Below are 11919 nucleotides of genomic sequence, written 5' to 3'. Positions count from 1 at the left end.
AAAACGCCCATGAAAAAGGCCGCCCGCAGGCGGCCTGATGTCGGTCTCGGTCGATCAGGCGTCGCCCATCGCCAGCAGGGAGGCGTTGCCGCCCACCGCCGTGGTGTTGATGGTGCGGGTCTTCTCGGTCACAAAGCGGCTCAGATAGTGAGGGCCGCCCGCCTTGGGGCCGGTGCCGGAGAGCCCCTGCCCGCCGAACGGCTGCACCCCGACCATGGCGCCGATCTGGTTGCGGTTGATGTAGACGTTGCCCACGTTGATGCGGCTCGCCAGCTCCTCGGCATGGGATTCGTTGCGGCTGTGGATCCCCAGCGTCAGGCCGTAGCCGGTACCGTTGATATCCGCGATCACCTTGTCCAGATCCCGAGCGGCGTAGCGCACCACGTGCAGGATGGGGCCGAACTGCTCGCGGGTCAGCTCGCGGATGGAGCCGATCTCCAGCGCGGTCGGCTGCACGAAGTGGCCCCCCAGGGTCACCGCCGGCATCGGCGCCTGTGCGATCAGGCGGGCACGTGGGATCATGTGCACCAGGTGTGCATCCAGCCCGGCCTTGGCCTCGGCGTCGATGACCGGGCCGACGTCGGTGTTGTGCTCGGCCGGGTTGCCCACTTTGAGCTCCTGCAGGGCACCGGTCAGGATCTCCAGCACCCGCGGCGCGATCTCTTCCTGCAGGTAGAGCACCCGCAGGGCGGAGCAGCGCTGGCCGGCGCTCTGGAAGGCGGCGCTCACCACGTCGCGCACCACCTGCTCCGGCAGGGCGGTGGAGTCGACGATCATGGCGTTCTGGCCGCCGGTCTCGGCGATGAGCGGCAGGATGGCGCCATCGCGCTGGGCCAGGGTCATGTTGATGAGCTTGGCGGTCTCGGTGGAGCCGGTGAAGCAGACGCCGCCAATGCGGGCATCCGCCGTCAACTTGGCACCCACGGTGGCGCCGTCACCCGGCAGCAGTTGCAGCACGTCGCCCGGAATGCCGGCCTGATGGGCCAGGGTCACCGCCAGGTGGGCAATGAGACCGGTCTGCTCGGCAGGCTTGGCGATGACTGTGTTGCCGGTGGCCAGCGCCGCGGCAACCTGGCCCAGGAAAATCGCCAGCGGGAAGTTCCACGGGCTGATGCAGACGAACACGCCACGCCCCTGCAGGAACAGCTCGTTCATCTCGCCGGTGTAACCGGGCAGCAGGGTAGCCTGCCCCATCAAGCCACGGGCCTGCACCGCGTAGTAGCGGCAGAAGTCCACCGCCTCGCGCACCTCGTCGATGCCGTCCTGCAGCAGCTTGCCCGCCTCGCGGGTACAGAGGGAGATGAACTGCTCGCGGTTCGCTTCCAGCAGATCCGCCAGCTTCTCAAGGGCGGCGGCACGCTCGCTCACCGGGGTCTCGCGCCAGCGCGGGAAGGCGGCATGGGCCGAGGCCAGCGCCTGCTCCACCGCCTGCTCGTCGGCCCAGTGGATCTTGCCGACGGTGAGGCTCACATCCTGCGGGCTCAGCACCACGCGGGCCTCGTTGCGCTTGAGGGTCTCGCCATCGACGATGGGGCCCGCCAGCCACTGCTTGCTCTCCAGCTCCTTCAACTTGGCGAAGAAGGGGCGCTGGATGGAGACGATGTTCATGTTGACGCCGCTGGAGTTCTTGCGGTCGCTGAACAGGTTTACCGGCTGCGGAATGCGATCGTTGGCCAGACTGGAGTAGCGCTTGAGGGTGCGCAGCGGGTGCTCGGCCAGGGAGTCGACCGGGGTGTTGGGGTCCACCAGCTTGTGGACGAAGGAGGTGTTGGCCCCGTTCTCCAGCAGGCGGCGCACCAGATAGGGCAGCAGATCCTTGTGGGCACCCACCGGCGCATAGATGCGGCAGTGCAGGCCGGGCTGCTCGTTCAGTACCGCGTTGTGCAGCTCCTCCCCCATGCCGTGCAGGCGCTGGAATTCGAACTGGCGATCGCCGGCCATCTCCAGAATGCTGACCACTGTGTTGGCGTTGTGGGTGGCAAACTGGGGCGAGATGAAGCCGCGGGTCGGCTCGCTCAGCAGGTAGCGGGCGCAGGCGAGGTAGGAGATGTCGGTACCCGCCTTGCGGGTAAACAGCGGGTAGCCGGGCAGACCGGCCTGCTGGGCATATTTCAGCTCGCTGTCCCAGTAGGCCCCCTTCACCAGCCGCACCGGGATCATATCTCCCTGCTCGCGGGCCAGCGCGGTGAGCCAGCAGAGCACCGGCAGGGCGCGCTTGGAGTAGGCCTGCACCACCATGCCGAGCTTGCCCCAGCCGCGGTTCGCCTCGGAGCGATAGAGCTGCTCGAACAGATCGAGAGAGAGCTCGAGGCGGTCCATCTCTTCGGCGTCGATGCTGATGGCCACGTCCTTGTCGCGGGCCAGACGCACCAGTCCCACCAGCCGCTCGCACATCTCGCCGAGCACCCGCTCGCGGTTGGCCACGTCATAGCGCGGATGCAGCGCCGACAGCTTGATGGAGATGGAGGGGGCCGGGCCGCCGTCGCTGATGCGCTCGCCGCCCACCGCCTCGATGGCGCGCTGGTAGTCACCGAAATACTTGTCGGCATCGGCCAGAGTCAGGGCGGACTCCCCCAGCATGTCGTAGGTGTGGGTGTAACCCTTCTCGCGGGACTTGCGGCTCGCCTTGAGGGCTTCCTTCATGTCGCGCCCCAGCACGAACTGCTTGCCCATGATCTTCATGGCGGCGTACATGGCGGAGCGCACCACCGGCTCCCCCAGCTTGTTGACCATGCGGCCCAGCAGGTTGGCCGGGTTGCCATCCAGCTTCTTGTCCAGCTTGATGATCTTGCCGGTCAGCATCAGCCCCCAGGTGGAGGCGTTCACCAGGGTGGAGTCGCTCTTGCGAAAATGGGACGACCAGTTGGCGCCGGAGAGCTTGTCCTTGATCAGGGCATCGGCGGTCTCGGCATCGGGAATGCGCAGCAGCGCCTCCGCCAGGCACATCAGGATGATCCCCTCCTGGGTATCCAGGCTGTACTCCTGCAGGAAGGCGTCGATGCCGTCGCCGGATCCGCTCTCCTTGCGCACCTTGGTCACCAGGGTACGGGCACGCTGGGTCACCCGTTCCAGCGAGGCGCCATCCCCCGGCAGCATGGCCGACAGTTCGGCCAGATAGGCATTTTCATCCACCACGTAGTTCTGGGTGATGGCTTCGCGCAGAGCGACCAGATCGGAGGGAATGTAGTCAGCGGCAAGCACTTGGGTAGCTTTGAACATATGGGGTCTTCCTGTACGCCCTAGGGCTGATATCGACGAAGGCGGTCGTGCCGCCGAAACGCCGATAATGTATACAATATCAACCCATAGATGAAATGAAATTGTTGCCTGTTATTAACAAAGATCGCTGATTGGCTCATATGGCGCACTATATCGGCGCCATATGCCTACCAGGCAAAATTCATCGCCTTATTTTGTATACAATTTTTCGCCAGGCAAAAAAGAAGGGTCGCCATGGCGACCCTTCACGCTGCTGCCGACAGCGGTTGTCAGTTCATCCAGCGATCGCCGCGGCTGCGGCGACGGGGCAGCATGGGCAGCAGGATGCCGAGCAGGATGCCGCCACCCACCATGGCACCACCGCGGATGAACCAGTCCATCTGCATGTCGTGCTCCTGGTTGTCGTAGCTCTGGGTCAGGGCGTCGTTCTGTTCCTTGAGGTTGCCCATCTCTTCGCCCTGGCTGGCCAGCTGGGCCTTGAGGGTGGCGATCTCCTTGCTCTGCTCGGCGATCTTGCCATCCTTCTCGGCGAAGCGTTTCTCGTTGTCACCGTTGAGGTTCAGCAGGCGGGCCTTGGCCTCCTCCAGTTCTTTCTGTACCTGGGGCAGCCGCTCGCGCAGGCTGATCTCGCCCTGCAACTCGCTGCTCTTGATCCAGCCCTCACGGCCGCGACCGTCCACCACCTGGGTAAAACCGGCCTCGTTGTTCACTGCCTTGACGTCCAGCGGCTCACCCGCCTTGACGCTGCCAAGGATCCGGTACTGGGTGCCCGGACCATTGTGAATAAAGGTAAAGATGTTGTCTGAAACATAGCGGGTATCGGCCAGTGCCTGTTGGGCACACAAGCAGATCAGGATCCCGAGAAGGGCGCGCATGGTCGATCGGTTCTCTTCGTTTGGTTAGGTGACTGGCGAATGTTAAGCCGCCGGCGGGTCAAAGGACAAGCAAAGAAAAGGGCTCCCCCCCGAGCTGAGAGGTGGCTCGCAACTTGTCTCTATCGCGACGCGACCATTCCGGACGCCGCTGCCTATTTCTGTTTCAGTGCCTTCACTTCGGCCCGCAAGGCTCGCAGCTCCTGCAGCAGCAGATCCTGCTGTGCGCTCTGGTGATGGCGCCACTTCTCCAGCTCCGCATCCCCCCGTCCCGGCTGCAGGAACAGGCTGGCCATGAAACCGCTGATGGCACCGAACAGACCGACCCCGAACAGGATCAGCAGGCTGGCGACGAAGCGTCCCTCCTCCGTCTTGGGCACCAGATCGCCATACCCCACGGTGGAGAGGGTCACCAGCGTCCACCAGAAGGCATCGTAGGGAGTCTGGATCTGGCTGCCGGGCTGGCCCGACTCGACCCAGTACATCACCCCTGAGCCCACCCCCAGCAGCAGGAAGAACAGAAACAGGATGCCGGAGAGGGTGGTCTCGTTGCGCTCGCGGCGAAACATGGCCAGCAGATCCGGCTGATCCCGCAGCAGCTGGTAGATCCGCCACAACTGGATGAGCCGGGCCCAGCGCAGCTGCTCCACCATGGGCAGACTGCCCGGCAGATAGAACCAGTTGGCCTTGAAGAAGGCCATCCGGTCGGGGGCCCGGATCCAGCCATAGGCGAAGTGACCGAGGAAGAAGTAGCAGATCAGGCTGTCGACGTCATAGAAGAGCTGCAGGGTCTGGGGGGCCAGGGTTTGATGACCCCACCAGCGGGCCGTGACCAGCACAACCGAGATCACCGACAGAAACGCCATCAACAGATCCATGGCGCGTAGATGAGTTAAGTGATGGCGCATACATTTTCCCACTTTAGGCACGGTGCGAATTAATAAAAAGGAAGATAATGCCGATAGTCCTGAGGACAAAGGAAAACCGGTCATTAAAAGGAGAAATATTATGCAGTTAAACCCGCTGGAGAAGCGAATGAGCAATATCCGGCTGGTACCCAAAGTGGTACTGCTCATGGTGTTCAGTACTGTGCTGCTGCTGATCAAGCTCTGGTTCGACGCCAGCAATCTGGAAACCACCTTGCTCAGCGAAGGGATCGCCCCCGACAAGGCAGACACCATCGCCAACAGCCTGCTCTGGACCGGGCTGATGGAGACCGCCATCATGGGGCTGGTCTTCGTGGTACTGCTGCTGACCGGCTCGCGCCTGATGGTCAAGCAGGTGCACTATCTGGTGGGCCTGCTGGAACGCTTTGCCCGCAAGGATCTGAGCCACCGGGTGCTGCTCAAGTCCCGTGACGAATTCGGCGACATCGCCAAGGCGGTGGCCCACTCCCAGGAGAACCTCAAGGAGGTGTTCGGCACCCAGCGCGTCGCCTGCAAGGAGCTCAACGACATCGCCTCCCAGGTGACCCTTTGCATGGAGGAGGCCAACGAGGCCATCAGCGAGGAGTTCACCCAGATTGAGCAGCTGGCCAGCGCCATGAGCCAGATGGTGGGCGCCATCCGCGAGGTGGCCGCCCATGCGGAGCAGGCCTCCCACGCCACTGCCGAAACCAGCCAGCTGGCGGAAGAGGGGAGCCGCTGCGTGGCTGCCACCGTCAACACCATCGACACCCTCTCCGGCAACATTCAACGCTCCTCCACCGTGGTCAACCAGGTGGAACAGGGGGTCGATCAGATAGGCTCCGTCGTGGACACCATTCGCGGCATCTCGGAACAGACCAACCTGCTGGCGCTCAACGCCGCCATCGAAGCCGCCCGTGCCGGTGAAGCGGGCCGTGGCTTCGCGGTGGTCGCCTCCGAGGTACGGGAGCTGGCCAACCGGGCCCAGGCCGCCACCGTCGAGATCCAGAAGATGATCGAGCAGCTACAGGGCAACGCCCGCCAGGCCGCCGAACTGATGGCCCAGAGCGTGCAGCAGGCCGACAAGGGGGTGGAGCAGGTGACCCAGGCCGGCGACCAGCTCGCCACCATAGTGCAGCGGGTACAGGGGGTGGCCGACATGAACCGCCAGATCGCCGCCGCCTCCGAGCAGCAGAGCTCGGTGGCCGAGGAGATGAGCGGCAACCTGGAGCAGGTCAAGCAGGTGGTGGAGGGTTCCGTCGTGGTGCTGCGCGAGCTGCAGGAGGCCTCCGAACTGGTGGAGCGCCACAGCCAGACCCTGGATACTCATATTCAGGCCTTCAAGCTGGCCTGACACAGGGCCGCTGTTGTTGAACGCCGCAATCCGGTTAGACTGAAAGGCCCCCACGAGGGGCCTTTCTTTTTACAGCGCGGCAAGGAGCCAGGATGCAGACCACAGAACTTGCGCTTGAAATCAGCGCCGACCAGGGGCGGCTCGACCTGCCGCTGATCCACCGCTTCCTGTCTGAACAGGCCTACTGGTGCCGTGGCATCCCCCTTGCCACCCTGCTGCGGGCCATCAACCATTCGCTCTGCTTTGGTGGCTACCTCGGCGGCCAGCAGGTCGCCTTCGCCCGGGTCATCACAGACCGCGCCACCTTCGGCTATCTGGCCGACGTGTTCGTGCTGCCTGAGTATCGCGGCCGCGGCTACAGCAAGGCACTGGTGGCGACCATACTCGACCATCCCGAGCTGCAGGGGCTGCGTCGCCTCTCCCTCGCCACCTCCGATGCCCACGGCCTCTACGCCGGTTTTGGCTTCGTGCCGCCAGCAAGCCCAGGCAGCCTGATGGAGATCTACCACCCCGATATCTACCAGCGCACCTGAATGGTCGGCTGTCGATAATTCCCGCCGGATCATGCTTCTCGCCCCTGCGCTGTGACGCGGGGGCCCGACAGTGCTAGATTGGCAGCCAGCTTTTTATCCGGCAGTTTCGTTAATCACAAGGACGGCAACCGTGGCCCAGCACTCTCCCTCTTTCTCCGCCTTCTCCCCCCTGCTGCAGGAGCTGGCCCAGCGCCACTGGCAACGGCTGACTGAACTGGCCCCCGACTACGGCACGCAACCCGAGCCGGTGCGCCAGACTCTGCTGACCCTGCTCGGTCTCTCCGATTTTGTCGCCGATTCCCTCTTCAAACAGCCGGTGTTGCTGACCGAGCTGCTCGCCTCCGGAGATCTGGATCAGGCCGAACGCTGGCCTGCCTACCAGCGCGATCTGGCCGCTCTGCTGGCCGAGGTGGACGACGAGGAGGCGCTCAAGCGCATCCTGCGCCAGTTCCGCCGCAGCCGCATGCTGGTGATCGCCTGGCGCGAACTACTGGGTCATGCCGAGGTTGAAGAGAGCTTTATCCACCTCACCAAACTGGCGGATGCGCTCATCTGCTCCGCCCGCGACTGGCTCTACGCCAAGCAGTGTGGCGAGCTGGGCACCCCGATGGACGGCAACGGCAACCCGCAGCCGCTGCTCATTCTCGGCATGGGCAAGCTGGGTGGTGGCGAGCTCAACTTCTCCTCCGACATCGACCTTATCTTCACCTTCCCCGAGAACGGCTACACGGTCGGTGGGCGGCGCGAGCTCGCCAACCAGCAGTTCTTCATCAAGCTGGGCCAACGCATCATCAACGCCCTGCACCAGAGCACGGTCGACGGCCAGGTGTTTCGGGTTGATATGCGCTTACGCCCCTTTGGCGACGCGGGGCCGCTCGCCATCTCGTTTGCCGCCATGGAGGATTACTACCAGCACCACGGTCGCAACTGGGAGCGCTACGCCATGGTCAAGGCGCGGGTGCTGGGGCCCCAGTGCGAACACGCGGTGGAGCTGGCCGAGATGCTGCGTCCCTTCGTGTTTCGCCGCTATATCGACTTTGGCGTCATCGACGGCCTGCGCCAGATGAAGGCGATGATTGCCGCCGAGGTGCGTCGCAAGGGGCTGGAGGGCAACATCAAGCTGGGGGCTGGCGGCATTCGCGAGGTGGAGTTCATCGCCCAGGCGCTGCAGCTTATTCGTGGCGGTCGTGAACCAGCGCTGCGGGTGCGCCATCTGCCGGAGGCGCTGGCCGCCATCGCCCAGTGCGGCGCCCTCGAATCCACCCATTGCGACCGCCTGCTGGAGGCCTATCGCTTCCTGCGCCGGGTCGAGAACGTCTTGCAGGAGATCGGCGATCAGCAGACCCAGACCCTGCCCACCGAGGAGCGGGATCGCCAGCGCCTCATCGCGTCCCTCGGCTTTACCGACTGGGGCGCCTTTATGGCCCACCTGGACGAGGAGATGGCGGCCGTCCACCAAGAGTTCGCCGCCGTGGTGGGGGAGGAAAAAGAGGCCCCCGCCCATCTGGAGCAGCTCTGGCTCGATCTGTGGCGCACCGAGCTTGACGCCGCCGAGCTGGAGCAACTGCTGACCGCCCAGGGGGTGGCCGAGCCCGCCTCGCTCTGCACCGCCCTGCTGCGCTTCAAGGAGGAGTACAAGCGCCGTCAGGTCGGCCCACAGGGGCGCATCGCGCTGGACTGGCTGATGCCGGAACTGCTGCGACTGGTGGTCGCCAGCGAGCAACCCGCCCGTCTGTTCGAGCGGGTGTGCGAGCTACTCACCCGCATCTTCACCCGCAGCGCCTATCTGCAGCTGCTGGCGGAGAACCCGGGCGCCCTGCGCCAGCTGGTGCGGCTCTGCGACGCCAGCCACCTGGTGAGCGAGCAGCTGGCCCGCTACCCGATTTTGCTGGACGAGCTGCTCGACCCCCAGCACCTCTATCACCCCACCCCGCTCGATCAGTACAAGCCCCAGCTGCGCCAGTTCCTGCTGCGCATCCCCGAAGAGGACGTGGAGCAGCAGATGGAGGCGCTGCGCCAGTTCAAGCAGGTGCAGCTGCTGCGCATCGTGGCGGCCGACATTGCCGGCGCCCTGCCGCTGATGAAGGTGAGCGACCACCTCACCTGGCTGGCGGAGGCGATCACCGAAGAGGTGGTCAATCAGGCCTGGGCCCAGATGAGCGAACGCTACGGAGTGCCGCCCGAGGTGGCGGTGAGCGGCCAGCGCGGCTTTGCGGTGGTGGCCTACGGCAAGCTGGGCGGCATCGAGCTCGGCTACGGCTCCGATCTCGACCTGGTGTTCCTGCACGGCGGTGACCCCAACAGCTACACCGACGGGCGCAAGCCCATCGACAGTCGCCAGTTCTACCTGCGTCTGGCCCAGCGGATCCTGCACCTGTTCAGCACCCGCACCCCCTCCGGCATCCTCTACGAGATCGACATGCGGCTGCGCCCCTCCGGCGACTCTGGCCTGCTGGTCTCATCGCTGTCGGCCTATGAGCTGTATCAGCAAAACGAGGCCTGGACCTGGGAGCATCAGGCGCTGGTGCGGGCCCGTCCCATCTATGGCGATGAGGCGGTGATCGCCGAGTTTGCCCGCATCCGACGCGCCGTGCTGGCCAAGGAGCGTGACCTGCCGACCCTGGCCCGCGAGGTGCGCGAGATGCGCCACAAGATGCGGGATCACCTGCTCAAGGCGGGTGCCGGAGAGTTCGATCTCAAGCAATCCCCCGGCGGCATGGTGGATATCGAGTTCATCGCCCAGTACCTGGTGCTGGCCCACGCCTGCGGCGAACCCGAGGCGCTCACCCGCTGGTCCGATAACGTGCGCATCTTCGACGAGTGCGTGCTGGCGGGGGTGCTGACCCTGGAGCAGGCGGAGGGGCTCAAGCACGCCTATCTGGAGATCCGCAACCTCGGCCATCGCCTCAACCTCTCCGAGGTCTCCCGCAAGGTGGGGGACGACCAGTTGCTGACCGAACGAGGCCATGTGCTGGCGGTCTGGCAACAACAGCTGGGGGAGTAAACGGAAGGGGCGCCGAGGCGCCCCTTTTAATTGCTCTTTGCGACAATGAGCCAAATATTTTTCACATAAAACTCAATAGCGGTGAGCTAGATCCTGTTTCAGGCATACAAACCTTGGAATCGTATGGCACTTTGCTGAATATAAGCAGAGGTTATGGGTATCCAGTCTCCATTATTCAGCCCGGAAATGATGGAGGGGAATATAGCGTTAAAAAGTACCACCTTGCCGCCATACAGAGAGGAAGAAATGGATTTTTCAGAACAGCTACAGAGTCTATCCAAAAAAATTGCGCAACAAGCATCGATGATCACCACTGAAGAAGCGACCAAAAATGCCTTTGTCATGCCATTTCTCAATCGTGTTCTCGGTTATGATGTCTTTGACCCCACCGAGGTAATCCCCGAGTTCACCGCAGATACCGGTATCAAAAAGGGAGAAAAGGTTGACTATGCCATTCTGAAGGATGGCCAAATTCAAATTCTGGTTGAATGTAAAAAATACAGTGAAAAGCTGTCTGCAAAACATTCAGGCCAACTCTTTCGTTATTTCTCGGTCACCAATGCCAGAATTGGCATTCTCACCAATGGTGCTCAGTATGAATTTTATACCGACCTGGATGCACCAAATAAAATGGATGAAAAACCATTTCTAACATTGGATCTTGAGGACATAGATGAGCATGTCGTTCCTGAAGTATTAAAACTGACTAAAACCGCCTTCGATGTTGAGTCCGTTGTTGATGCTGCAGGAGAACTCAAATATCTTAGCCAGATCAAAAAACTACTTGCCGAGCAATTTGCTTCTCCAGAAGAGGATTTCGTCAAATTCTTTGCATCTCGTATTTATGATGGCGTACTGACAGCCAGGGTGAAGCAGTCGTTCACTGATATCAGCAAGAAAGCACTGAACCAATTCCTCAACGATAGCATCAATGCAAGATTGAAGTCTGCAATAGGTAATAGTGTCAGTACTTCAACTGTCTCATCAATCTCAGAGAGCGATCTGCCTAGTGACAACAGCGAAAATGATAACAATAAAGAAAAATCCAGAGTAGACACCACTATTGAAGAAATGGAAGCGTTCAATGTGGTTAAAGCAATACTCAGACAGCAATTTGATGTCGCCAGGATTGCCCCCAGAGATACCCAAAGTTATTTTGGAATCCTGCTGGATGACAATAACCGGAAACCACTTTGCAGATTACATTTTAACTCTCGCCAAAAATATATAGGCCTGTTTGATGAGGAAAAGAAAGAAACTCGACATCCGATTGGCTCAATAGATGAGATTTTCACTTTTGCAGATCAACTGCTTCATACTACTGCCGTCTACGAATAATCCTGCTATCAGGGGGAGAGACCTCCCCCTTCACTTCACAATAGAGTGCCTGTCACTGATTCAGGCCGGGCCGTGATCCATCACTGTCTCCACCAGCACCTTGTTGAAACGCCGATAATCCTCCTTGTCGAGCGGGGCCGGATAGCTCAGCACCCGCAGCGCATGTCCCTCGCAATCAGGCTGATAGGGCGGGTGCACGTGGTCATGCTCGCTCAGGCAAAAGCCCAGCGACTGATAGAAGCGCAGCCGGCGAAGGGAAATCTCGTCCTCTGGCGGGTCTATCTCCAGGATGACCGGGCGCCCCGCCGTCTCGCAGAAGGCGGCAAGCAGGCGTGAGCCGTGGTTCTGGCCGCGCAGGGCCGGGTTGATGGCCAGATGCTCGATGTAGATCTGCTCACCGCAGTCCCACCAGAAGATGAAACCGAGCAGCTGCTCGCCCTGATAAAAGAGCTGACAGTGAAAGCGGGAGTCCCCCATCTTGCGTTGCTGATGCTGCGGCAGGCGCTGTTCGTAGCGGGGAAAGCTGCTGCCGTAGATCTGCCAGACCAGCGGCCAGTCCGGATGGGATATCTCTCTTGCGATTTCACTTCGACTCATTCATCTGCTCCTTGGTAAAACCACAGTGATACCATCTTTATCTGGTCCAAACACCCCTCTCTTTCACTACCGGCGCGTCCCCGCCTCCCGGCCAAAA

The 11919-nt window shown here is 61.8% G+C and carries 8 protein-coding genes; 4 read left to right on the top strand and 4 right to left on the bottom strand.

Going from position 1 to position 11919, the window contains the following annotated elements; translation table 11 throughout:
* Window positions 1-54 precede the first annotated feature (54 nt).
* The 3 genes from putA to ACB031_RS20080 all read right to left on the bottom strand — a co-directional run bounded on the left by putA (window position 55) and on the right by ACB031_RS20080 (window position 5068).
* Window positions 55-3219 carry a bifunctional proline dehydrogenase/L-glutamate gamma-semialdehyde dehydrogenase PutA gene (putA, locus tag ACB031_RS20090; protein ID WP_371140124.1) on the bottom strand — a complete coding sequence of 1055 codons (3165 nt, stop codon included), beginning with the start codon at window positions 3217-3219 and terminating at the stop codon, window positions 55-57.
* 269 nt (window positions 3220-3488) lie between these two features.
* Entirely contained in the window at window positions 3489-4094 is a 606-nt protein-coding gene (locus ACB031_RS20085; protein WP_005309324.1) for a TIGR04211 family SH3 domain-containing protein, read from the bottom strand.
* A gap of 152 nt (window positions 4095-4246) precedes the next feature.
* Entirely contained in the window at window positions 4247-5068 is an 822-nt protein-coding gene (locus ACB031_RS20080; RefSeq protein WP_017782385.1) for a potassium channel family protein, read from the bottom strand.
* A 31-nt stretch (window positions 5069-5099) separates the two neighbouring features.
* On the opposite strand from ACB031_RS20080, the gene ACB031_RS20075 reads away from it, so the two are divergent.
* The 4 genes from ACB031_RS20075 to ACB031_RS20060 all read left to right on the top strand — a co-directional run bounded on the left by ACB031_RS20075 (window position 5100) and on the right by ACB031_RS20060 (window position 11225).
* Window positions 5100-6350 (top strand): methyl-accepting chemotaxis protein, encoded by a 1251-nt coding sequence (locus tag ACB031_RS20075; RefSeq protein ID WP_017764774.1) that lies wholly within the window; start codon window positions 5100-5102, stop codon window positions 6348-6350.
* Window positions 6351-6442: 92 nt separating this feature from the next.
* The gene (locus ACB031_RS20070) at window positions 6443-6883 is read left to right on the top strand and encodes a GNAT family N-acetyltransferase (protein ID WP_371140123.1); all 441 of its coding nucleotides are present in this window, start codon (window positions 6443-6445) and stop codon (window positions 6881-6883) included.
* Between the two features lie 130 nt (window positions 6884-7013).
* Window positions 7014-9887 carry a bifunctional [glutamate--ammonia ligase]-adenylyl-L-tyrosine phosphorylase/[glutamate--ammonia-ligase] adenylyltransferase gene (gene glnE / locus ACB031_RS20065; RefSeq protein ID WP_371140122.1) on the top strand — a complete coding sequence of 958 codons (2874 nt, stop codon included), beginning with the start codon at window positions 7014-7016 and terminating at the stop codon, window positions 9885-9887.
* 246 nt (window positions 9888-10133) lie between these two features.
* On the top strand, window positions 10134-11225 hold the full coding sequence (locus ACB031_RS20060; protein ID WP_010635056.1) for a type I restriction endonuclease: 1092 nt from the start codon (window positions 10134-10136) through the stop codon (window positions 11223-11225).
* Window positions 11226-11285: 60 nt separating this feature from the next.
* On the opposite strand, the gene ACB031_RS20055 is transcribed toward ACB031_RS20060, so the two are convergent.
* A complete protein-coding gene (locus ACB031_RS20055; RefSeq protein WP_010635057.1) occupies window positions 11286-11822 on the bottom strand; it encodes a GNAT family N-acetyltransferase in 537 nt (178 codons plus the stop codon).
* Window positions 11823-11919 lie beyond the last annotated feature (97 nt).

This window comes from Aeromonas sp. S8(2024) (genome assembly GCF_041403085.1).
Classification (GTDB): domain Bacteria; phylum Pseudomonadota; class Gammaproteobacteria; order Enterobacterales; family Aeromonadaceae; genus Aeromonas; species Aeromonas dhakensis.
Note: the sequence above shows the minus strand (reverse complement) of the source record. Positions and strands in the feature narration are given on the sequence as shown.

Excerpts from the sequence above, each read along its gene's own strand:
- putA (WP_371140124.1), bottom strand. The coding sequence starts at position 3,219 with ATGTTCAAAGCTACCCAAGTGCTTGCCGCTGACTACATTCCCTCCGAT.
- ACB031_RS20085 (WP_005309324.1), bottom strand. The coding sequence starts at position 4,094 with ATGCGCGCCCTTCTCGGGATCCTGATCTGCTTGTGTGCCCAACAGGCA.
- ACB031_RS20075 (WP_017764774.1), top strand. The coding sequence starts at position 5,100 with ATGCAGTTAAACCCGCTGGAGAAGCGAATGAGCAATATCCGGCTGGTA.
- ACB031_RS20070 (WP_371140123.1), top strand. The coding sequence starts at position 6,443 with ATGCAGACCACAGAACTTGCGCTTGAAATCAGCGCCGACCAGGGGCGG.
- ACB031_RS20060 (WP_010635056.1), top strand. The coding sequence starts at position 10,134 with ATGGATTTTTCAGAACAGCTACAGAGTCTATCCAAAAAAATTGCGCAA.
- ACB031_RS20055 (WP_010635057.1), bottom strand. The coding sequence starts at position 11,822 with ATGAGTCGAAGTGAAATCGCAAGAGAGATATCCCATCCGGACTGGCCG.